The organism is Paenibacillus sp. FSL K6-2393 (assembly GCF_038002545.1).
Classification (GTDB): domain Bacteria; phylum Bacillota; class Bacilli; order Paenibacillales; family Paenibacillaceae; genus Paenibacillus.
Genome location: NZ_JBBOCU010000001.1, coordinates 3470623 through 3493865 on the forward strand (window position 1 = coordinate 3470623; position 23243 = coordinate 3493865).

The 23243-nt window shown below is 43.7% G+C and carries 16 protein-coding genes; 4 read left to right on the forward strand and 12 right to left on the reverse strand.

The features are described from left to right. Nucleotides 1-55: 55 nt before the first annotated feature. From MHI14_RS15385 to MHI14_RS15430, 10 genes are all read right to left on the reverse strand, one after another. Nucleotides 56-1264, reverse strand: a complete 1209-nt coding sequence (locus MHI14_RS15385; RefSeq protein ID WP_341131707.1) for a GDSL-type esterase/lipase family protein — start codon at nucleotides 1262-1264, stop codon at nucleotides 56-58. Between the two features lie 17 nt (nucleotides 1265-1281). Beyond that, nucleotides 1282-3513, reverse strand: coding sequence for an FAD-dependent oxidoreductase (locus MHI14_RS15390; RefSeq protein WP_341130694.1), 2232 nt, complete (start codon nucleotides 3511-3513; stop codon nucleotides 1282-1284). A gap of 96 nt (nucleotides 3514-3609) precedes the next feature. Then, entirely contained in the window at nucleotides 3610-5220 is a 1611-nt protein-coding gene (locus MHI14_RS15395; protein WP_339783799.1) for a response regulator, read from the reverse strand. Continuing rightward, on the reverse strand, nucleotides 5220-6959 hold the full coding sequence (locus tag MHI14_RS15400) for a sensor histidine kinase (RefSeq protein WP_341130695.1): 1740 nt from the start codon (nucleotides 6957-6959) through the stop codon (nucleotides 5220-5222). The genes MHI14_RS15395 and MHI14_RS15400 overlap by 1 nt, the downstream gene beginning before the upstream one ends. A gap of 93 nt (nucleotides 6960-7052) precedes the next feature. After that, nucleotides 7053-8630: an extracellular solute-binding protein gene (locus MHI14_RS15405; protein WP_341130696.1), complete on the reverse strand. Its 1578-nt coding sequence runs from the start codon at nucleotides 8628-8630 to the stop codon at nucleotides 7053-7055. A gap of 65 nt (nucleotides 8631-8695) precedes the next feature. Then, nucleotides 8696-9565, reverse strand: a complete 870-nt coding sequence (locus MHI14_RS15410) for a carbohydrate ABC transporter permease (protein WP_017688329.1) — start codon at nucleotides 9563-9565, stop codon at nucleotides 8696-8698. A gap of 13 nt (nucleotides 9566-9578) precedes the next feature. Beyond that, nucleotides 9579-10526, reverse strand: a complete 948-nt coding sequence (locus MHI14_RS15415) for an ABC transporter permease (RefSeq protein WP_091030155.1) — start codon at nucleotides 10524-10526, stop codon at nucleotides 9579-9581. A gap of 199 nt (nucleotides 10527-10725) precedes the next feature. Further along, nucleotides 10726-11481 (reverse strand): class I SAM-dependent methyltransferase, encoded by a 756-nt coding sequence (locus MHI14_RS15420; protein WP_341130697.1) that lies wholly within the window; start codon nucleotides 11479-11481, stop codon nucleotides 10726-10728. 20 nt (nucleotides 11482-11501) lie between these two features. Continuing rightward, on the reverse strand, nucleotides 11502-13787 hold the full coding sequence (locus MHI14_RS15425; RefSeq protein WP_341130698.1) for a preprotein translocase subunit SecA: 2286 nt from the start codon (nucleotides 13785-13787) through the stop codon (nucleotides 11502-11504). 116 nt (nucleotides 13788-13903) lie between these two features. Further along, complete coding sequence (locus tag MHI14_RS15430) at nucleotides 13904-16201, reverse strand: copper amine oxidase N-terminal domain-containing protein (RefSeq protein ID WP_091030161.1); 2298 nt, start codon at nucleotides 16199-16201, stop codon at nucleotides 13904-13906. A gap of 232 nt (nucleotides 16202-16433) precedes the next feature. Between MHI14_RS15430 and MHI14_RS15435 the strand changes: the two genes are divergently transcribed. Genes MHI14_RS15435 through MHI14_RS15445 form a run of 3 tightly spaced genes read left to right on the forward strand, consistent with a single transcriptional unit; the run spans nucleotide 16434 to nucleotide 20096 of the window. Further along, nucleotides 16434-17897 carry a spore germination protein gene (locus MHI14_RS15435; RefSeq protein ID WP_341130699.1) on the forward strand — a complete coding sequence of 488 codons (1464 nt, stop codon included), beginning with the start codon at nucleotides 16434-16436 and terminating at the stop codon, nucleotides 17895-17897. Next, nucleotides 17890-18978, forward strand: a complete 1089-nt coding sequence (locus MHI14_RS15440; RefSeq protein ID WP_341130700.1) for a GerAB/ArcD/ProY family transporter — start codon at nucleotides 17890-17892, stop codon at nucleotides 18976-18978. The genes MHI14_RS15435 and MHI14_RS15440 overlap by 8 nt, the downstream gene beginning before the upstream one ends. Then, entirely contained in the window at nucleotides 18975-20096 is a 1122-nt protein-coding gene (locus MHI14_RS15445; RefSeq protein WP_341130701.1) for a Ger(x)C family spore germination protein, read from the forward strand. Before MHI14_RS15440 ends, MHI14_RS15445 begins: the two co-directional genes overlap by 4 nt. Nucleotides 20097-20190: 94 nt before the next feature. Here the strand turns inward: MHI14_RS15445 and MHI14_RS15450 are convergent, their stop codons facing one another. After that, a complete protein-coding gene (locus tag MHI14_RS15450; RefSeq protein WP_091030176.1) occupies nucleotides 20191-20673 on the reverse strand; it encodes a GyrI-like domain-containing protein in 483 nt (160 codons plus the stop codon). A 105-nt stretch (nucleotides 20674-20778) separates the two neighbouring features. Here MHI14_RS15450 and MHI14_RS15455 point away from each other — a divergent pair, with 105 nt between their 5' ends. After that, entirely contained in the window at nucleotides 20779-21753 is a 975-nt protein-coding gene (locus MHI14_RS15455; protein WP_341130702.1) for a helix-turn-helix transcriptional regulator, read from the forward strand. A 170-nt stretch (nucleotides 21754-21923) separates the two neighbouring features. On the opposite strand, the gene MHI14_RS15460 is transcribed toward MHI14_RS15455, so the two are convergent. Then, nucleotides 21924-23153: a multidrug effflux MFS transporter gene (locus tag MHI14_RS15460; protein WP_341130703.1), complete on the reverse strand. Its 1230-nt coding sequence runs from the start codon at nucleotides 23151-23153 to the stop codon at nucleotides 21924-21926. Between the last annotated feature and the right edge of the window lie 90 nt (nucleotides 23154-23243).

The following is a 23243-nucleotide window of genomic DNA, read 5'->3' on the forward strand; positions in this document are numbered from 1 at the left end:
CAGTTGCAGCCAAATAGAATATAGGTCTTCCAAGTGTTCCAAGTGAACCAATCAATTATAATGGCGGCTGCACCAATAACAACTTTCCAAGCTGAATGACCGTTTGATCATACCAAGCAGGATGCTGCCGAACATGTTCCATACTTCGTTCATTGCCACTTGCCTCAAACACGGCCGCTTTGTCAGTTTTCTCGTGATCGATCTCGAAGCGAACGGTATGTTTCCCATTTGGTAGCTCTGGCAAGAAAACATATTGATTTCGATTATGATCGTTATATGGTGTGAATCGATCAACAAGGAAGGGTTCCCTTCCATCCACCGACACCTTCAATCGGCCAGAATCCGGCCCCCCGATATCAAATAAGCCGATGTGGGTTCCCTCAAACTCCACTGTGAACGCCTCTCCGGGATCAACTGCTCGCCATAGACCGGGGAACAACCAATCATACTCACGCACTAAAGGAAAATCATCAGAGGTCATGTAAGACCACCCTGCGGAAAAATGAGTAAGACGAGCCAGTGGCAGCATGGTTGCATACACCCAAGGATTGGCCGGGACCAAGGGGTCCTGCGGCAAGTGATGTTCGACCTTTCCCACGTGATCTCGAAGCTCTCTCATTTTCTCAAAAGACCGAATGATTGTATCTGTGTAAATCTGATGTCCTTCGGGAATCGTTGGATGGATCGAATCATGCGTGAAAATAACAGCTCCGGGAATGGCCACGTCTGCCCTTGAGGTGAAAATGAGCTTTCCATCCGAAACCAATTGACTGACCGCTACGCCCAGATGAATGGAAGGAATACCGTAATAGTCGGCGATTTCCTCTTGCATAAGAGCGCCCTTCTGGTATTCGCCGGATTGAAATGAGGTCAAATCCCGCTCCTTAACCGTATATACAAACAGGATATCGGTAAACCGGTTCCGCTTGCGAATCTGTCGGACAATGCCTTCGATCCGCGCCTTGGATTCGGGAACTCCGCCATCGTTGCCAACAAATTCAACAAACACGAGATCAGGCTGATGACGAAGCACATCTGTCTCCAAACGGGCGCAGCCGAGGTCCGATCCTGTCCCATCAATGCCTGCATTCACAGCGCGGATATCGGCATGGGGATATTGCCCTCGCAGCCAATCCGCCGTCATGACCCTATATCCTACGGAACGTGTATTACTGCCGCCGAAATAAACGATGGTCACGCCTTCTCCATTTTCCAACTTCTGAATGACATTAGGCAGCCCTCTTCGTGGGAAAAATTCCTTCATCACGACTTCACCCGCCCTCACTTAGCGTTTTTAGGAGCAAAAAGTTTTACAGCAAACACTTCATAATAAGGCGAACTATACGTTGCACAGAAATCAAACCGGATTTGAGTTACACCTTTTGCAAACACCTGATGTTTGTTCAACGAAAGATAATTCCCACGGACTTTAATTTCACTCTCGGTTCCGTCTTCCAAAGTTAAGGTCACATCATAATCTTGGATCAGTGGCTCGATCGGATCGTCGAAATGTTCCAAATTCAGTTGTGAATTAAAAACAAGATGGATTTCATCCAGATTTTTAGGGCTTGCAAAACCAAATTCCAACCATTCCTGTCCTTCCGTACGTTCCGAAATCCAGCTGTTCGGCAAACCATAAGGTCTGGAAAAACCGTTGACGACATTTGCGGGATTATACATATCCTGGGATGGTATCAGGTCTTTGAAGCAAATGCTCTTATTAAGTTTCTTCAGCTTGGATGGCTCTTCCGGTCTATAAAGGAAGCTAACCGCTCCAGTCATTTTCTCTTCATTGCTGTGTACAGTGAGGTCCGCCGTACCTTCCAATACGATGTAGATTTTGTCGTCTTCTGGCTTCTTGCAGCTGAGGTCCAGTGTAATCCAGTCATCGTGACCCGCTGAAATCACCAAGTTGTAGCCCTTCAGCTCGCTGGTGGGAATATAGTTTTCCTTCCGATCACCGCCATACAGCTTCACTTGCAACGTTTCGGAATGCTCGGATCTATTTTTAATTTTGATCTGCACACTCTCAACCACAGATGTCTGAATCGGCAAGACCAAACATAGTGCTTTGTCCAAGGAGACCTCTTCGGTTGGATGAAGTTGTTCATAGCTTCGCTGAGACGAGGCACGAATCGTTAATCCGTCTGCGAAATAAGGGTCCAACGGCTCTTGAAGGCCTACAATCGTTTGCCCGTCTCGAAGCAGCTGCGCCTGAAGCTCACCCATATGCGCTTTGACTATGGATGCGGGGTCTGTCTCATATTTTGCGCATAACGCAGCAGCCGTTCCTACCGCCTGCCCCATACAACCACAGGTTGCCATGACCCTTGTAGACCCAAAAGCCACATGAGTAGCGCTTATATTACGGCCAGCGAACATGAGATTAGGAATATTGCGTGAAAATAAGCTGCGGAACGGGATATTATACAATCCCGGCACAAAATTCCACGCGGTAGCCGGACCCTCATCGTAGATGCCTTTATTCGCATGGAGATCCATATACCAGCCTCCGACGGATACCGCATCTTCGAAATGAGGCTTTGCTGTAAGATCATTCTGAGACAGCATGTGCTCCCCTATAAACCGCCTCGACTCCCGCTTTCCCGGGATCGGGCATACATGATCCAGGATGAGATTGTCTACATCATCAAACTCACCGCTATTTTTGATATAATCCCATATCCCGTATACCAATTTCCGCAGTTCCAAGGCGATGTCTTCATTATTCTTGATAATATCCATATGTCCGCCGTATTCCAGCCACCACAATCCGCCAAGCCCGTTGATTTTCCTTGGAAAAGATCGATGGTTTAATCCTTTTCTGATACTATCAAAAAAATCCAGCTTCGTAATATCATACGCAAAGCCTGGCCTTTTGTAAGGAACGGGATAGTCTACGTCACGGGCTTGAAACAGAATCGTATCGCCCATGGTGTAATGATCCGCCACTTCTGGAGCGAGCTCCTCCTTGTATTCATGCTTCGCCTCTCTTCCCCATCGGAAGTGAGCACCTGCTTGGTACCCAACAATTCCATCCCCGGAGCAATCGATATAGGTAGGGCTTTCAAAACGAAATTTTCTCTCTGAAGCCAATTGAAGGCCCTCCACCCATTTGATTCTGCCGTTCTCCATGCCCGTTTCATGCACACATGTATTCAGGAATAGAGAAATGTTAGGCTCATCATACACCATGTCGAGCAAAACCGTATCCGAAAGCGAAAGCATAAGTTTTTTGTTGTATAACGGATTATAATGAAAGATCTTCAGCTTGAGTTCTTCCACCAACCCGCCTTCGCGAGCATAATAGGATGGACTGTTTCCAAGATATGCCGACCCGTTGATATGAACTCTGACCTCGCTGCTCGCATTTCCCCCAAGCACCGGCCGATCATTGATAAGTGAAACCTGTAGCCCTTGGCGTGCGGCAGCAATGGCAGCACATATCCCGGCAATTCCTCCACCTATGACGGTTACATCTGCTTTCATAAGCTCCATTTTGATAACCTCCATGATTAGATACTCCTATCATGGTAATGGTTTTGGTCTGTTTTTTTTTACAGGATTTCGCGAAAAAATCATACATTTTTTGCATCCTTAGTTGGATTCCTACCGTGTCATTTTTATCCGATATTGTTTAGGTGTATCCCCCGTATATTCTTTAAACAGTTTGCAAAAATACCCTTCATTGACGATGCCTACTTCCTCGCACAATTCCAATAAAGAATAATCCCGAACGTTTAACAACTCGAGGGCGAGATGGATTTTTTTACGGTTGATGTAGCTGATCACGCCTTCATTCATTGTTTTTTTGAATAAGCTGCTAAAATACGATGGCGCTAAATTCACTTCCTCCGCAATGGTCTCCAACGTTAAACGTTGTTTCAAGTTTTTCTCTATAAAATGCATAGCACTCATAATTTCTGCACGATGTAACAGTTGGCCCGCATGCACATATTCGAATGTGAAGTCGCCAATATAGGCGAGCTGCTCCTGAAAAGCCATAAATTCCATGGGGAAGTCTGGAACTTCCGTGGCCATCTTATTCCCCGACTTAAATTTCACGGTAATGTCTCTGTACAAGTCTCTAATCATTGGCACCATGATGGACTTGTGGATTTTATGGTCCGTAACAAATTGCGACAGATCGGCAAGTGCATTATCCAGCTCTTCCTTGGAAATCTTCCTTTTAAGCCGTATAAGAAAATCAGCCAGCTTCTGCTGAAAGTCTGCTTTTTTGTCATTATGGTATTGGAACCGATGCATCGGTGTTTTTACGACTTTCTCGGTATGATAATAGAAATCCTCACTCACATTTTTAGCTTCCGTATACGCCTGTTTGATCGATTCCCAGCCCCTGTGCGGACTTCCAAAAGCAACCGATACCTTTTTATTCAAATATTGATGCAAATGAGAGACAATCTGCCCTCCCAAGGATAGGCAAGCATATTCCGTTTCCATATCACTGCGGTTATTTTCCCAGGATAAAAAGCCAATAAAACGATTATCCGACAGATCCGCAGCTACCCCACTACTACCATTCATCACCGTTTCTTCGATGATATTTGTAATCGCATACTTCAAGATGTTTTGATCTGCGGCCGCGTATTCGTTTCGGAAACTTTCATACGTATTCATCTCAACGATGAAGCAGCAATAGTTCGCTTGAAAGAAATGAAACTGCATGCGATTAGCAAAATCCGATGCCCGATGAGAAGGAATTTCACCTCGGATCAATTCGTTAAAAAATTGCTTGCGGACTCTGTATTTATTTTCAAGCACGGATACGTTTAACGAGTGAAATTCCGCTTCTTTTTTCTCAAACTCATTTAAAATTCCGGCTGCCTTATCCAACGCTCGATTCAAATCGGCTTCCCTCAGCGGAACCTTTACAATGTACTCCAATACGTTGGCTTGAATCGCTCGCTGAGCGTATTCGAAGGATGAATAGGCGGTCAGAAGTATGTATTGGGTATGGGGGAGCTCCGCCTTGAGCTGCTCAATCATGGAGATGCCATCCATTCGCGGCATTACAATATCAGATATAACGATATCGGGTTTAAGTTTTATGATCTCCTCGATCCCATTCAACCCATTATTCGCTTTGCCCACCAGAACAAAACGTCTATCCCTATGAGAGAGTTCATTAAAAAACAATTCCAATCGTTGAATGATCAGGTCTTCATCGTCAACAATGAAGCAGGTATAGTCTCTCCCCATTATGCATCTCCTTTTGGCAATTCTGCCGGGAATACAGCGCGTATACGGGTTATTTCCTTAGGTATGCTTATGATATCCAGCCCGAATTGATCTCCGTAGTGAAGTCTTATTCGACCATGAATATTGTTCAGCCCAATTCTTTTCCTTTTCAATTCCTCTTCACTTGGTTCTGAGATTAAAATATGTTTTATTTTATCAGCTGCAATTCCCTCACCTTGATCAACAACTTCGATGATGACGATGTCGTCCTCCCTGTACGCATGAATCGTAATAGGCCCCTCAATTCCCCCTCCGTTATAACCATGGAAGATACTATTCTCCACAAGGGGCTGCAGCAGCATTCGGAAAACCGGAAAATCCATTAACCCTGCTTCGATATCTTCAATCAAGTTGAAGTTTCGGTTATACCGAATGTTCTGGATCTCGATATAGTCCGCTACATTGCGTAATTCCTGGCGTAGGGAAACCTTCTCAGAAGCATCGTCTATCCCGTACTCCAATAATGAAATAAGCGACCCGATCACCACATCTACTTTCTCTATTTGTCCGAGACGTATCACATTGCTGATCGAACCAAGTGTGTTATACAGAAAATGTGGGTTAATTTGAGACTGTAACACCTGGATTTCCAGCTTCCGCTCAAGTTCATTATGAAGCTCGGCTCGGCGAATCAGTTCAACAATCTGCTGAAGCATACGATCGAATGCTCGTGAAAGATCACCAAACTCATCGTTTCGATTAATCGTTATTGTCGTTGTGAGGATACCTTGTTCCACCTGCTTCATTTTTGTTTTGAGCGTATAGAGTGGTTTTCTTATATATTTGGCAACCAAAAAAGAAATGAACAAACTTAAGAGAAGACCTGCAGCAAGAAGCTCAATATAATAGGTTTCCAATCTGGACAATGCTGCTTTTAAGCGTGATTCATCGTTAATCGAGATGATGGTCCAGTTGAATTTCTCCGTTGGTTTTTTTAAAAGGGAAACCGGAGTACCATCGTTGGTATACAGTTGAAGGTTTGTTTCTGTTGTATCCAGAATTTCTTCCGCTGACGTCTCTCCGATCGAAAAAGAATGATCTTGAATATTCAGAGGTCCTTTATTTTCAGAAAATCCGGCAATGATCTTACCTGACGCAGTCATCAGAGCCAGATTCATTTGTTCCTGTTTATTAATCTTGAACAAGGTTTCTTCAATGGCATTTAGATCCAAATCAACTGCAATGGCCATAGGAAACGGAGCACCGTTCAGATATCGAACCATCGTAACGGTCCAGCCGGAATACTTCGATTTGTAAGGTTCACTAACAAAGGTAGTCCTTCTATTCTTGTCAGCCGCATCAAATAAAGGTGCTCTTTCAGATAAAGGTTCATCGAATATTCGAGTAGGTGTACTTCCACCCAGAATGGATAAATCGTTTTTGATCAAATAAATATTACTGACATAAATACTGTTGAGTTCATACAGCTCTCTTAATTGCTTTTTAATCACTTCGGTATTGTTAATGTTGGCTTTCACTGATGTTTCAACTGAGAAGAGAATCGTCTGGAAGGAGGAAAAATTAACGGTGAAATACTGGTCTACCTTGTCTAATATTTGATTGGTGTAAAAAATGTCATTGGTTCTTATTTCCTTTTGCACATAGCGATAAGACAATTGGCTTATCAAGATGATGCAGCCTAATACAAAGGCAAACACGATAAAAAATAATTTTAAAGGCAAGCTGATTCTTCTTCGCATCGATCATCTTCCTTTTAGTTCCGTTTTAAACTAAGAATAGCATATGCTAATAAAGAGAGGGGCTACGAATAGCCACTCTCTCTTCGTTTATTTTTACTTGATAAGGCCGGCTTCTTTAAATTGCTGGATTGCTGTTTCCTTATATTTCTGCATGTCAAACTTGGTATCCAGCGTCTGGAGGAAATTGTCCCAGTTGGAAAGAGGCTCTTTGCCTGTCATAAATTTAACCAAGCTTTCATTAATGAAACGTGTGCGGTCAGCATCCAAGGTATCGCTTGGGTCAGGGGTCAATAAATTTCCGGGCAACGTTGGCCCCACATATTGCTGATTGTCCTTGAAAGCTTCCGCCGTCTTCGGATTCTGGAAGCTGAAGTACTCCGCATCATCACCACGGCGCGGCATTCTATAATGATCGACCCATAGGTACTTCTCTTTCATTTCCTTTGATAACTCGGAGGTTTTATTTTTGATCTTGCCGTCTACGACATCCCAATGGATGCCTTTAATTCCGTATGCAAAGTTTGGATAAGCTTCTTCATCCGTAAAGAGATAATTTAGCATGGACAAGATCCGAATGATTTTGTCCTCGTCCGCTTTTGCGGATATGGCCCATGAATTGCCCTGGAATGATTTTCTCTCTACAATTTGATCCCCGTAAGGACCTTTCATCGGAGGGATGACAATCCATTCCGGAACTTCTCCACTAATTTCTTTCATTTTCTGTTGATAATCCGGTTCCAGTCTGCGAGCATCTCTGATCATAAAGCCAACTTTACCCTTAAACATCTTTTGGTCCAACAAATCAGGCGAATTCATCGTCACCCAGTCTGGGTCAACCACCTTGGCTGCCATCATTTTATTAATGTAAGCAAGTGCCTCTTTCATTTTGGGATCGATAAACAGGAATACCGGTTCATTATCTTTTATCTCAACGGCCGAAGGAGGATTAACGCCAAACATCCACATCAAGCTATCAAAGCCGTAGGTTTGCAGATTGCCTTCTTTATTCATACCGCCAATGAATCCGTACGTATCATTTTTGCCATTACCGTCCGGATCTTTCTCTGTAAAGGCTTTCATAACTTCGAACAACTCGTCAGGTGTCGTTGGTACCTCCATATTTAGCTTTTTCAGCCAATCGTTACGGATGAAGAAGCTTCGACTGATACCGTTTACATTATCATAACCTGGAACTCCAATGGTTTTTCCTTGATAGGACATTGCCTCCCATGAGTCGGTGCCAAATCGTTTCTGTAGTTCAGGGAATTGGTCCATATACGGTGTCAAATCCGCAAGAACACCTTGGTCGTAATATTGCGCGAGATCAGCACGGCTCTTCAAGAAGATCAAGTCTGGAATATCCCCGCCTGCAATGAGTGTATTCAGTTTGGTTGTTGCTTGACCCGCTTGAGGAATCATCATATCCAAGTCGATGTTCATCTCTTCTTCCAACATTTGGCGTTGAATATCTTCATCACGTGGAGGTACTGGAGCAGCAGCATTAAAAGTACCTTGGTTAAACATTGAGATTTTCATTTTGGTTGCAAACTGGCCTTGAGAATTAATCGAAGTTGTCGATGTAATTTCTTCATTTCCCCCACATCCTGACAATAGCGTTCCAAGCCCTAAAATTGCCGACAGAATAGCAAATGAAATCTTTTTACGCTGCATATTGACCTCTCCTTTGCTTGTATATTATCACGGTTTCCCCGTAATAAGTTAGGTTGGAACACCTTTTAACCTTTAACGGATCCCAGGAGTACACCTTTGGTAAAATGCTTTTGCAAAAATGGATAAACGATTAATATCGGGACTGTAGTTACAACAACTGTAGCCATCTGCACAGCGAACGTACTGACAGCCCCGGAATTGGCGAGCGAATCAGCGCTTTGAGTTGCGACGTTAAGCAGGATGTTGCGCAATATCACTTGAAGTGGCATGTAGTTGGAATCATTGATATATACAATGGCATCAAAATAACTGTTCCAATGCCCGACTGCGTAAAATAGGGAAATGGTAGAAAGTACGGGTAAGGACAAGGGTAAAATGATCCGCCATAACGTCTGAAGCTCACTCGCACCGTCTACCCTCGCTGATTCCTCGATTTCACCAGGTAATTGCTCAAAAAAGCCTTTGATGATCACCAGATTAAATGCACTAATGAGATTTGGAATGATCAATACCCAAGGACTGTTTAACAATCCCAGAGAGCGGATTAGTAAATATGTCGGAATTAACCCTCCACTGAACATCATGGTAAACACAATGAAGAGTAAAAACGGACTTCTTCCGGGCAAATATTTTTTGGATAACGGATAGGCCGCGATTACCGTAAAAAACACATTTAACGCCGTGCCTACAATGGTTCGAAACAACGTAATTTTATACGCCTGCCAGATCCCATGAGAAATGAATACTTCTTTATAGGCCAGAAAGGTAAAGGATTCTGGTATAATCACAATCCCTCTTCTTAATACTTCCGATTCTGGTGTTACGGAGACAGCAACCACGTATAGAAAGGGTAGCACGCAAAGTAGGGATAATAAAATAAGAATTACATAAACGACGGTTTGCCAGACTTTTTCCCCGATTGTCAAATGGATCATTCTAAAGACCACCTCACCAAATTTGCCCATCGAATTTTTTGGCAAGCTTATTCGCTGCCAACACTAAAGCAAATCCGATGACAGCTTTAAACAATCCTACAGCAGTAGCCAAGCCAATCTTAAGACGCTCCAACCCTTCCCGGTATACCCATGTGTCGATAATATCGATCTTCTCCTGGTTAAAGGTGTTGGCAAACATGAATATTTGGTCAAAACCTGCATCCAGGATATGACTTAATTTCAGAATCAGCATCAGAATAATGACTCCTCGAATGCCAGGTAACGTGATATGCCAGAGCTGTCTCCATTTGGAAGCGCCATCTATTCGAGCCGCTTCATATAAGCTTGGATCGATTCCTGCCAAGGCGGCAAGGTACAAAATCGCCCCCCATCCAATATCCTTCCATACTTCAGATAAGATGATCAGCATTCTGCCCCAGGCAGGTTCCGTTAGAAACGAGATGGGTTCAACACCAAAATCCTTTAAAATCATGTTAAAGAGACCGTCGCCTGGGGCTAGTAATGCTACCATAATTCCATAAACGATGACCCATGACAGAAAATGAGGCAAATAAGTGATTGTCTGTACGATTTTTTTAAACCATTGGCTATACACTTCATTGAGGAGTAAAGCTAGTACGATGGGAGCGGAGAAACCGAACAATAGCTTATAAAGCGATATGATGATCGTATTTTTCATGATGTCCCAGAAATAAACGCCGTTCATAAAATCCGTAAAATTCTTGAATCCTACCCATGGGCTATCCCATAGTCCCAAAGCCAGGTTGTAGTTTTTAAAAGCAATCATGATTCCCGCCATAGGAATGTATTTGAATACCGCAAAGTAAATTAAGGCTGGTAATAAGAGAGCATACATCACTTTATACTTTTGTATCGTCCTTATCCATGTCTTTCGCTTTTTGGAGATGGGAATGGCGTCCGCTGCCAACTTTGCTTGCATTTCATCACCTCGTCTTTGTTTGTATTTGTATAATAGCACCCGCCTTTCGGATAAATTTCTGAAATATCAAGAATTTCTTATAAGATTTTAAGGAAGTGTGCCTGGGCTCGTTCCAACAGCTAATCCCGGCAAGTGAGACAAGAACTTGTTCCACTAAAATAAAAAAAAGCCGCTATAGTAGCGACTTTCAATGCCGTATTTATACTTCTCCCCAAAAAATCTCAGTTTCATAATCGAAATGAACAGTACCCACTTGATTATTTTTATCAAATAAATTCCGCAGTTCCGTCATCATTGGATCGTAATTTGCATGCCCGGGTACAGGGCTGTAAGAAGATGATAACAAACGGCCTTTCAATCCTTCGAAATCGAACTCCTGACTCATTCTGAATCGCATTTCATGCATTGAACCTTCCTTGAAAAAAGAGAGCAACATCGTCTGAGAAATATTTTTATGATTAACTTTTTCATAGTCGGTTCCATATGTATGGAGCAGTTGATTGTACTCTTCACGAAATGGAGTACCGTCTGTAAGACGTGAATTCCAGATGAGTATTACTCTCCCACCTGGCCGCAGAATTCTGCGAAACTCGATTTGGGCTGCAGAGCGATCAAACCAGTGAAATGCCTGAGCGCAGACAATAAAATCAACCGACTGATCAGGTAATCCAGTAGATTCTGCGGAACCTGCTATACTCTGGAATTGCGGATTACTTTCTAACATTTGCTCGGCGGCCTCCCGCATTGCCTGATTTGGCTCGACCGCAATTACATAACTTCCTCGTTCCAGAAGTAGTTTTGAGATGATGCCAGTACCTGAACCGATGTCTGCTATATTACTGTTCACATGTAAACCAACGACGTCGTACAAATAGTAAATAGCCTCTTTTGGATAACTCGGGCGGTATTTCAAATACGAATCGACCCGGCTCGAAAACCGTTCTCTATTGTTCATCGATTGTCACGCTCCCATTACTATTTTGACATCCTATATACTGGCCTCAGTAACAGCTTCAAAATCTTACTGCCCCAAAAAGCAAATACCGTCGTTCCGGTCCATGAGCTGCGCTTATCTTGGCTGTATTGATCGTTGATCATATAAGTCCGAGTCGAAATAGGACTCTTCAGACCGAACTGTTCCCATTTCTCGGGATCATTCGAACCTCCGAGTTTTCTAAGCATATTCGCCGATTCATGATCTATTTTAGCAGAAATTTGCTCGAATGCTTGGGTAATTTGCGCATGGAATTCATCGATCGGGTTGCGACTGGTAATGCTCTCGAGATGAATGCTTTCGCGAATGTAAGAAACGAATGCCAGATGGTCAGCCCAGAACTCGTCGATATAAAAAAGCCGTACCCGCTGCTCCGATGGGCTCATCGGTCTCTCGCCTTTCAATATTCCGAGCCGTTCCTCGTATAGAATTCGCCTCTGATCCTCCACCATATCCGAATAACAGTTCAATTCCCGCTGAATATCGAAGTTTTGGCCTATAATAACGCGCTGAATGTGCTCGATTTTGCTGTGGAGCGCCGGATCATCAAGAACCTCGTCCTGATTGGGAGCGCGAAACAGTTTATGAATGCCAAACCGAAGCATCAACTCGTCTTCCAGGCTAATATAAAATACGGAAGCTCCAGGGTCACCTTGGCGGCCGCAACGTCCGCGCAGCTGGTCATCAATCCGCATACTTTCGTTCACATATGTACCTATTACGTATAATCCGCCAAGCTTGGCAATTACTTCTGCCTGCGCGGGATTACCGCCGCCGAGACGAATGTCGACGCCGCGCCCTGCCATATTCGTAGATACCGTTACCGCGCCTATTTCTCCCGCTTTAGCGATGATTTCGGCTTCTTTTGCATCGTTTTTTGCATTCAGAACCTGGCAAGGTACGCCAGCAGCGGCAAGCTCCTCCGCTAGCATATCAGATTCCTCGACGCTTGACGTACCAATAAGAATGGGGCGTCCCACCCTATGGACGGAAGAGATTTCTTGTACAAGCGCCTTATATTTGGCTTCTTTATGGGTGTAAATTCGGTGCTTGTGGTCGATCCGTATGTTTGGCTGGTTTGGCGGTATTTGCACGACCTGTAACGCATAGATATCCTCAAATTCCATTGCTGAAGCGTGCGCCGTAGCCGTCATTCCGCAAATTCCCGAATACAGGCTAATAAAGTGCTGAATCGTGATCGTGCCGAGAATTCTACCACCGGCCTTCCACTGCAACCCTTCTTTGGCCACAAGGGCAGCTTGCAACCCGTCCGGCAAATATCTGTTCTCGGCCACACGGCCGGTGTGTTCTTCGATTAGCTCAATTACACCGTCCCGGACGATGTAATCGACGTCTTTTTTTAATAACGATTCCACATGCAGCGCACAATTCAATGACGTTAACCAATGACTGTTATGGCTATCGTACAAATTGCCGCATCCCAGCAGCAACTCCGCTTTTGCAGCACCGGCTTCATTCAAGTAAACGTTCCGTTGGAACTCGTCAAAATCGTAATGCTCACCTGGCTGCAGCTGCCGGGCCACTTCTGCGAAAAGATTGCCATCACTCTTGGAAGCACTCGAATCGCCACTAATGACTAGCGGCACCCGCGCTTCATCAAGAAGCAATGAATCCGCTTCGTCAACGATGACGTAGTGGAAAGGACGGTGTACGGTATCAGCCTCATTGAATGTTATTGTGTCACGCAAATAATCGAACCCTGCTTCTTTAGCCGTAACATAGGTTATATCCTTGGCGTAAGCTTCCCGTTTCTCGAACAGGCTCATGCCCGCTTGAACCGAGCTTACCGTTAACCCAAGAAAGCGATAGATCGGGCCCATCCACTCGGCATCTCGATTTGCCAAGTAGTCGTTAAAAGTAAGCACATGAACGCCTTTGCCTGTCAAAGCGTTGAGATAAACAGGCATAACGGCAGAGAGTGTTTTTCCTTCACCGGTATGCTGCTCGATCAAGAATCTCTCGTGCAAAGCAATCGCAGCCATAATTTGCACATCGTAAGGCTGTAATCCGAGTGTTCTCTTCGCAACCTCGCAGACTAGAGCATAAGCATCAACAAGCAGATCATCCAAAGGCGTGCCTGATCTTGCTTCTTCTTGCAGTCGAAGAGATTCTGCTTGCAGGCGCTGATCATCCCAAACTTCCAAATTCCGTTTCCTGATAAGCCCCACTCTGTCTCGATAATCTTTCAACAAACGCCGGGTATCCCGCTCTTTGAATTCACGTATCAACTTGACGACTACATTCATCGGAATTTGATTCCTCCTTAGTAGAATAAGTAGTGAAAAGAAAAGACTCCATACGGAGTCTTTTCTGTCGATGATTAACGCGCCACTCAAACTATTCGTTATAAGAGACAACTAGATTACTTCTCCGATGGGAGTGGTGTAAAGAGCAGATTCACCGGCAGGTTGCTTCCTGGTGCGGCAGAGAATAGAATGGTTACGCTCTCTCCAGTTGAACCGGTGCGGTAAAGCACGCTTTGTTCACTTGAATTGGCAACCGCAACGTTACCCTCGGCAATCGATACCAACTGATTGTTCACCAGAGCTACTCCGGAGTACTTCCCTCCACGAGGGTTAAAGGAGATAAGTGTACGCGGTGCAACATTGGTCAGCGTGATTTTGTATAATACGCCGAAATTACCCGCATTGGATGCGTCTGTGTAAGCCATCGGATCTGTTCCTACCAGATTGGGATCGCTTGAATTGTCACCAAGTGGCAGACGGGCAGGTTTGATTCCCACGTGCTCATCGTACTTTATAATGCGAGTCGCATTCGGGTACGTACCACGGTTGTGTACTCCGTCACGATCAAGCACAGGTAACAATGGCAGAGCCTCAAACGGATCTTTATTTTCTTCCACCAGGATAACGTTATAGTCTAGGGAATAATCACTATAAGCGTCCGAATAGAGAGAAATGACTTGTCCTTCTTTCATTGGCGTTTTATTAAGTTCTGTCAAAATCAGTTTGCTTTCCCCAGGTTGAAGGTACTCTTTCTTTTGATCCGCTCCAGTCTGAATTGACTTGAACCATTTATCAATAGACAATTTCCCAGCTACGGTAGCATACGGTGTAGGGCCGGCAAAGCCCATATTCTGTTGTTCAAATACTGCCGGATTTGGATTGTTATTGGTTGCAATCACATACATTTTTACTCTTTTGCCTGTATTGTTCACGTGGTGAATCATGAAACGGGTCTGCCCCGAAGATGATTCTTTATATACAATGCCTTCCGTATTCACAGTTTCCGGACTGTTACTGCGGATCAGCAAACTTGGCTCATCCATGTACGTATACGGGACTTTCTCCATCGTAGTCACTTCGCCGCCGTTAAAGGTGAATTTCTGTCCTACCGGCGTGAAAAGTAAATTGAAGTCGGTAAATGAATATAAGGTCTCATTCGTTATGGTAATGACTTTGGAATACGTGTTCGTAGCGCCGTGATTGTCAGTAACCGTAAGTGTCACCGTTTTTGGACCCGGTTCAAAGAACGCAAGTGAATTGTTCTCCCATACCGCTTTAACAATATTATTTTCATCATCTGTACTTTGGTCTGTGTATGTTATTTTTTCGCCCATTTTATACTGTTCTTTATCTGTGGCGAACATGGCTACAGGAGGAAGATTAGGACTCAATACTTCAATGGTAACGGAATAGGGATCACTCCATTGGCCGTTGGAATCCTGTACTTGATATGAAATCGTATATGTACCTGCTTGATCAAATGAATCCTGGCGACCAGTCCAGCGTTCGTCAACGATATCCATTCCATTGGGTGAACTGTTAGAAGTCACGTAGTCCACTTGATCACCCGCAAAGATTTCCTTTTGGGAAATGGTGAAACTTGCAACAGGTTTTGTATTTAGATTCAACACAACCGTTTTAGCCGACTGATTCACTTTATAGGTGATGTTCAGAGCTTGAGTAATGGAAGTTAACGGCACCATGAATGTACTTTTTTGCTGATACGCAGGGCCTTTCATCGTTCTGGTCTCTCCATTTACCGTATAGTCTTTGCTGTTAGTCTTGAATCGGAGTTCATCCTCACCACTAATAATGATGGTTTCCTTGGTTTTGTTATCGTATTTTACGCCGTATCCCACTCGGTCTACCAGTGCACGAATTGCAACATAGGATACACCGTTTTTTACAGCCATTGGCTGGCCCGCAAGATACGTTTTTCCATCCTGCTCCATTTTGTTGCTATTCATGTACAACGTCAGATTCCCACCTGCTGCTACAGGAGACGTTCCATCAATGGATGGTTGCTCTATTTGAGCAGGTGTAGCTGGCGTTTCCTCCTCAGGTGTTTCCTCTTGAACTACAGGTTTCGTACCCGTTTCGTTTGCAGTGCTCTCTCCCCCATCCAATGCAGGTTTTTCGCTATCTGTTTTAGGTGTTGCCTCAGTGCCGGTCGAGGTCTGAGTGTCCTTGGCTTCAGCGGGCGGAGTATTGGTAGATTTGTTATTGCTCTCCGTCTTCACTTCACGCTCTGCAATCGGCTGCTCTTGCTTTAACACCTCAACTGATTCTACATTGGCCGTGTTTACTGACGCGGTGTCACCTTGCGGTGCTGATTGCGCATTCACAGAACCGACTGCAAATGCTTGAAAAACGGCTAAAGCGGTAAAAATAGATAATTTCTTTTTCATATTCATGCGTTGTCTTTGGCTCCTTCTACTCTCTAGTAATTTATAACCCCTCAAAAAGTCATAATATTAGACGCTAGTTTTAGGAAAAAGTTTCTAATTGAATTGTAAATTATGGATTTTAGTACAGCTATTTTTTCAATGTTTGGTTATAAGTTCTTTGAATAAGAAGCGCCTATTGAATAATAGTCTTGATTTTGCACAAGATAATCCATGTCGCATTTTATAAAGAGGTGGATCAATGACCCCAACCAATCAGGCTTTCTCTGAATTAAAAATGAATATTTCTTATGTGGAACAGTCCCTCTACTGTACTGACGATTTGAAACAACAATTGCTTCTACTTAATGGTGTACACAGTGTGCTTCTCTATATCGATTCACTTGTAGATCAGGAGATCATTCAAACACATGTCTTAACCGCACTAAATGAGCAAGCCCATTCGGAAATCTACCCATCGTTCACCACAGTAGAAAATCGAAAAGATACGGATCTGCAACGTGGAATAGTCTCACTTATTCAAGGGAAATGTCTTTACATAATCGACGGGTACCCGGAGTTTTACATTCTCTCTACCGAGAAAATGTATGTCCGTAGCACAACCGAACCGGAAAACGAAGGTGTTATTCGAGGTCCGCACAATGGATTCGTAGAGCAGCTTTCGGTTAATTTGAATCTGATCCGCAGACAAATTATCAGTCCATCCTTAATCGTTCGATATTTTAACGTCGGCGAGAAGACACATACCAAAATTGCAGTTGTATATCTTCAGGACTTGGCCAATCCGGAGTTGGTGAACGAAGTCAAAGAGCGAATCACATCCATATCTTCAGATATGGTGCTCGCTCCAGGTTTTATTGAAGAATTTGTGGAGGATAACCCCTTCTCTCTGTTTCCCCAGCAGCTCAATACAGAAAGACCTGACCGGGTTATTGCCAACTTGATGGAAGGACGCGTCGCCATACTTGCCGAAGGAAGTCCGTCAGCTCTTATTGCTCCAGTTACGTTTTTTGCTTTTTATCAAAGTCCGGATGATTATCATGGTCGCTGGATTGTCAGTTCTTTTTTACGGTTAATTCGCATGATGAGTTTTGTCATTGCTTTTACATTACCTGCTGTTTATATTGCAACGATCTCTTTTCACTCCGCCATTTTACCGATCGAGCTGGCACACACAATCAAGAAATCATTGCAGAACATCCCCTTTCCTGCACTTGTAGAGGCAATGTTGCTTGAACTGATCTTTGAAGTATTAAGAGAAGCCGGGGTCCGACTTCCCAGCCGAGTGGGCCAGACCATCGGCATCGTTGGCGGTTTGGTTATCGGAGATGCTATCGTTCGTGCGGGGCTTGTATCCTATACAATGATTATTGTGGTATCGCTAACTGCTATCTCGTCGTTTTTGGTGCCTTCGCATGAGATGAGTTCGGCAGTCCGTATTCTCCGCTTTCCAATGATGATTGGAGCGGCGCTTTTTGGATATATCGGCATCGCATTTGGTCTGGTGATTCTAACCATTCACCTCTGTAAGATGGAAAACTTCGGATCGCCTTATTTTGCTCCAGTGGCCCCTTTCCGATTAGCTGACATGAAGGATGTATGGATTCGATTTCCCATTTGGGCGCTTCGCGGGCGTCCTCATGATGCCCGCCCACGGCGGCTGAATCAGCAGAAGTTCTCTAGGAGTTGGAAAAAACGTGAATAAGGAAACGACAATCACTCAGGGACAATTATTCTTGCTCATTTTGAAATTTGAAATTGGTGTAGATATTCTGTCCCTCCCTTACCGGATACATCTTCTCTCTAAAGGCGGTGGGTGGATCTCTGTTTTCCTTGGAGGGTTCCTGATCCAACTTGTCATACTGTTGTGCTGGCTTTTGATGCGAAGATTCCCGAGTTCGTCCATTTATCATATTGTAACGCTGATTACGGGTAAATGGATTGGCAAGTTGCTGATCATTGCCTATGTTGGATATTTCCTCTTGATGGGCACTTCTGTTCTGGTGAACGCTTACGGTGTGATTAACCGTTGGATGCTGCAGGATACGCCTCGGTGGGCTATATTAGCCCTCTTTTTGTTCAGCAGTATCTATTTGGTTCGGCAAAAATTACGAATCATTGCCCGAGTACTTGTACTCATCTCCTTTTTGGTCTTGCCCATGATGGTATTGATCAGTTATGGACTCAAGGAGATCAATCTGTTATATCTTTTGCCTTTAACCGAAGCAGGATGGTCCAATATCATTAGTGGATCAACCGAAACATTAATGGCCATGTTCGGATTCGAGTTTTTTCTCGTTGTATTTCCTATGGTTGAAGGTAGCAGCGGTGGCAAACTCAAGTCTGTTGCTTTAGCAAGTGCTGTAGTCGTGGTGTTGTATGCATTCACCGTGTTCATTTGTTCAACGGCGTTCAGCCCCCAGCAACTTGACCTAATGCCTGAACCGGTCATTTATCTGCTCCGCTCGATCCCACTCGGGACAATGGATCGGGCCGATTTCCTGTTCCTCCCTATCTGGTTAATTTCAATTTTCGGGGCCATATGTGGTTATTACTATACGGCATCCTATGGTATAAGTTATCTCTTCAAACAAAAACACCATAAAAAAGCTGTGCCTTATGTCGTTCTTGCTTCTTGTGTACTTGCTTATCTGCCACAACAGCGGGAAAAACTGGAGTTGATTAGTACGATAGCCAACAGATCGGCTTACTTTTTTCTGATGATCCTGCCTCTGCTCCTGTTGGTTCTATCTTATATAATGAAACGAAAAGAGAAGATAATATGAGTAAACGAGGCAAAATCCTCATCCTGCTGACCCTGCTCATGGTGATGACGGGATGTTGGGATCAGGATAGTTTAAAAGATGCAAGACTGGCTAATGCTTCGGCGTTTGACATCACCTCAGAGGGTGAAATTAAACAGACGCTTGAAATTGTCGATGATTCTGAGAGTCAACAAGGGGGCAGCGGTAATGAAGTCCACTCAGGCACCGGGAGATCCGTCCGTCAAAGCACGGATAGAATTCGCGCTAAAGTGACTGGTGATATCCGGTTTTTCAAATATGGGATGATCTTATACGGCAACAAACTCGCACAAAATGATATCTACCCATACCTGGACGTCTTATATCGGGAACCGGATTACCCAACCTCACATGTGAAAATTGCGATTGTGGATGGCGATGCCGGAGATCTGTTACACCATAAAAAAGTGGGCAGCATATTGATTGGTGATTTTATTACCAAAAAAATTAAGAGTCTGGAGGAATTATGTATTTTTCCGGAAATGACGTTAGAGACCCTTCTCCCTCCCATGCTCGATCCGGGACAGGATTTTACGCTGCCTTATCTACATAAGGATGGAGAGGAAATTGATGCTCGGGGAATCGCCCTGTTTCATGGGCAAAGGTTCAGTGGCAGTCTTAATACCGAACAGGCTCCCTTATACATTATTATGAGTGGTAAATGGAATGAAGCAGCGCGTTTTGTCAAAAAGATTCACCCTGGGCCTTCTAACAACCCGCGGAACTATGTCACTTACGAAGCGAATATCGAACAAATTAAGCGCAAACTCGCGGTAAAGGTGGCAAACGATAGCCAAATTGATGTGAATCTCCATATCGAACTTCCAGTAACGATCGTTGAGTATGCAATGAATCATCTTCAGGAAAAAGACACGATTGAACGTCTGAACCGCAAGTTATCCGATGACATGAGTCAGGACGCAGAACAAATTATCAAGACACTTCAGCAAAGTGGTTGTGATTCCTTCGGTATAGGCAGACATTTAATTGCCCATTACCCTGACTTGTGGAAAAGCCTAGACTGGAATAAACAATATGCCCAAGTTCGTTTTCACCCGGAAGTAAAGGTTACAATAGTCGGCAGCGGCGTTTTAAATTAATAACATGCTGTCGTGCAATTGGGAAAGCTCTCTTCCATTTGGAAGAGAGCATTATCCTTCATATTCAACTCAAAAGTCTTCAGATCTCCACGTCTTATCCATTCCTTACAACAGGAATCCACATTTCACCATATACCAAACCGTTTTTCTCTCCCATTTCAACTGTTGTATTCGGACCGCCAACATAGGCATAATCCTTTTCTACGGGGAGGGCTTGACCAAAGGCAACGCCAGTAAGCATATTACTGAGCGCATCAGCCGTCTCTGCTTCACCCTTCACAACAAGGTATTCTCCCTTAGGAAATTGGATTACTCTCGTTGCTTCTGGCAGAGATTGTTCTGTCATAACGCCAGCATAATGCATCATCTTGTTATTCACTGCTTCGTTTACAGCAAAAATGTAGTCATTAGTAGCTAGGGACTTTAATGTGTCCAGGCTTCCATCCTCTTTCATAGTGGACCAAAAATCCGCCTTCTCCTTGCTGATGCCAGCATAGTCTGTGTAGTCGCTTTTAAGCTCTGTTCCAATACCTAAAACGATAAAACTGTCTTTTTCTTCGAAATGATAATTACTCATGGTTTACACCGTCCTCTTTAAATTTTCAATTGATTTGTGTTTTCACTTGATAGGTTTATAATAACCTTAAATCATGTCAGAATATGATACTGTTTAGGGGGCCCAATGAAGAAAGTTGAACGCATAAATATCATCACGCGGTATATCAATAACCGTGCACATTTTACCATCTCTGAAATCATGCGAGAATTTAACATTTCTCGTTCAACAGCCATTAGAGATATCAGAGAAATTGAAGCCATGGGAATGCCACTTGTCGCTGAAGTTGGGCGGGACGGGGGTTATTTTGTCATGAACAACTCCCTCCTGCCCACGGTCCGGTTTACCGATAATGAAATCAAAGCGTTATTCATTGCCTTTATGGCGACTAGAAATCAACAACTTCCTTATCTGAAGAGTCGTCAATCTTTGGCTGAAAAATTATTGGGCCTTATCTCAGAAAATCAGCAAGATGACCTTGTGCATTTGAATCAAATATTGCTATTTGAAGGGACCAATCCCCATAATCCAGACTTGCTTGATCTGTCAGACCTGCCTCACCCTACCTTGGAAAAACTCATCCAAATTCTGCTTATAGAACGTTATTTGTTAGTTACTGTCCAAGAAGAGAAGAAAACAAAGTCCTATCCTATCGTTCTCTTGCACCTTCATCATCAAAAAGGACATTGGATCATTGAAGGTCTTGACTTGGAGGAAGAAAAAAGACGAATCGTATCAGTTGACAACATCATCCATGTCGAAGCATACCCGGCGAAAAAAAGACTGAGTACAAAAAAGATTGTAGAACAACTCAAACGAAATACACAGGAAGAAGTGATCAACCTTGTCCTGGAACTTGGTCCAAAGGCAATTGCGCAATTCAAAAAATACCATCCTTTAAAATTTTCAATGGCCTATACGAATCCATACCAGACTACGGCTCTCCTAAAGGCATTTATGAATGTTCATAACTCAGAAGAGTTAACCGAAATCACTAATTGGTTGCTTTTTCTAGGAGAAGATATCAAGGTGAAGGAGATTCCGAAAGAAGTCCTGGATGCTGTACAAGAGAGATTAAGCTTATATCAAATGAAGCAGTGAGCAGCCCCTCCTACCTAGTCTCTCCATTATCTAACAATGCCTTACCGGAATTCAGGCTGAGCGTTCAGTAAGAAAACCAAAAAAAGCCGCTATTTGAGCGACTTATAATGGAATCATATTCATATTCATTCATGTCTCACGCCATTGCTTGACGAGCTGTTCCTTCTATACTAAAAGTCAGCATTAGACTGGGCATGATTAGGTGTATGTTCCGAGATTTTTTTGACGAGTAGAAAATAAGTAACAATCGCAACAATACTGGTCATTAATAAAGTGAGTCCTAACGGGACGGCAGTGTCCTCACCTGCGATACCGACCAGAGGAGCAACCAGTGCACCGAGAAGAAAAGGAACAACGCCGAGCAATGCTGCTGCACTTCCGGCCATCTTAGCTTGACTCTCCATGGCAAGCGGGAATGCCGCTGTAGACGTAATGCCGATCGAGCATACGAAGAAGAACAACGGAATGACCAAAGCGAAAAGCGGACCATGAGCCAGGGTTACGACCAAAGCAGCCACACTTGCTATTATAGCAAGCCATAGTCCCGATAATAGCAGCGTCTGCTCAGGGATACGTTTGGCCAATCGACCCACGATTTGAGATCCGATGATCAAGCTGATGCCATTCGAAGCAAATAATATAGCAAATACCGTGGGTGTAACTCCATATATATTTTGGTAAATGAATGGGGTTCCCGCCACATAAGCAAAGACCCCTGCCGTCATGATCCCCTGTGCCAGCATGTAGCCTACAAATTTGCGGTCACGCAGAAGCATTCTGTAATTACCCAATTGCTGTTTGAAGTCGGGAACCATACGTCTTTCGACGGGGTGTGTTTCTTTTAAGCTCCATTTTGTCATGATTAATAAGAAAATCCCCAAGAATGAAAGGCAGATAAATACGCCAATCCAGGTTGTGAATGAAAGAACCCCACTTCCCGCGATGGGTGCTGCCAAAGGCCCCAAATTCCCTACAAGCAACAGCAAAGAGAAAAATTTAGTGAGTTCATGTCCACTATACAGATCTCTAGCTATCGCACGGGAAATGACAATTCCAGCCGAAGCGGCAAATCCTTGCGTGAAACGAAACAAAATCAATAGTCCGATATTCGGAGCAAAAGCACATGCCAAGGAACAAATAATGTAAGCTGCCATACAGATCAACAATGGTCTACGTCTACCGTACGCGTCACTCAAAGGACCCATAACCAGTTGTCCTACACCGAGTCCTAATAAACAAGCAGTAAGGCTAAATTGTACAAGTGATGCCGTTGTATTCATATTTTGTGCAATCTCCGGAAAAGCCGGTAAATACATATCAATCGTAAATGGACCTAATGTAGAAAATAAACCTAGTAGTATTGCGAGTCCAAAAACATTCCAATTCGTGCTCTTCGCCATAATAAATAAAATCTCCAATTCCTTATATAATTTGCAAGCCTAATCGGAGTATAAGACATAGAGTTAACTGTAGGTCAAGTCTTAAGACCA

Bases quoted from the DNA above. Each gene is read 5' to 3' on its own strand.
- MHI14_RS15415 (WP_091030155.1), bottom strand. From the start codon at position 10,526: ATGCAAGCAAAGTTGGCAGCGGACGCCATTCCCATCTCCAAAAAGCGA.
- MHI14_RS15405 (WP_341130696.1), bottom strand. From the start codon at position 8,630: ATGCAGCGTAAAAAGATTTCATTTGCTATTCTGTCGGCAATTTTAGGG.
- MHI14_RS15385 (WP_341131707.1), bottom strand. From the start codon at position 1,264: ATGAAGGAATTTTTCCCACGAAGAGGGCTGCCTAATGTCATTCAGAAG.
- MHI14_RS15455 (WP_341130702.1), top strand. From the start codon at position 20,779: ATGAAGAAAGTTGAACGCATAAATATCATCACGCGGTATATCAATAAC.
- MHI14_RS15450 (WP_091030176.1), bottom strand. From the start codon at position 20,673: ATGAGTAATTATCATTTCGAAGAAAAAGACAGTTTTATCGTTTTAGGT.
- MHI14_RS15460 (WP_341130703.1), bottom strand. From the start codon at position 23,153: ATGGCGAAGAGCACGAATTGGAATGTTTTTGGACTCGCAATACTACTA.
- MHI14_RS15425 (WP_341130698.1), bottom strand. From the start codon at position 13,787: ATGAATGTAGTCGTCAAGTTGATACGTGAATTCAAAGAGCGGGATACC.
- MHI14_RS15435 (WP_341130699.1), top strand. From the start codon at position 16,434: ATGACCCCAACCAATCAGGCTTTCTCTGAATTAAAAATGAATATTTCT.
- MHI14_RS15390 (WP_341130694.1), bottom strand. From the start codon at position 3,513: ATGGAGGTTATCAAAATGGAGCTTATGAAAGCAGATGTAACCGTCATA.
- MHI14_RS15430 (WP_091030161.1), bottom strand. From the start codon at position 16,201: ATGAATATGAAAAAGAAATTATCTATTTTTACCGCTTTAGCCGTTTTT.
- MHI14_RS15400 (WP_341130695.1), bottom strand. From the start codon at position 6,959: ATGCGAAGAAGAATCAGCTTGCCTTTAAAATTATTTTTTATCGTGTTT.
- MHI14_RS15420 (WP_341130697.1), bottom strand. From the start codon at position 11,481: ATGAACAATAGAGAACGGTTTTCGAGCCGGGTCGATTCGTATTTGAAA.
- MHI14_RS15445 (WP_341130701.1), top strand. From the start codon at position 18,975: ATGAGTAAACGAGGCAAAATCCTCATCCTGCTGACCCTGCTCATGGTG.
- MHI14_RS15395 (WP_339783799.1), bottom strand. From the start codon at position 5,220: ATGGGGAGAGACTATACCTGCTTCATTGTTGACGATGAAGACCTGATC.
- MHI14_RS15410 (WP_017688329.1), bottom strand. From the start codon at position 9,565: ATGATCCATTTGACAATCGGGGAAAAAGTCTGGCAAACCGTCGTTTAT.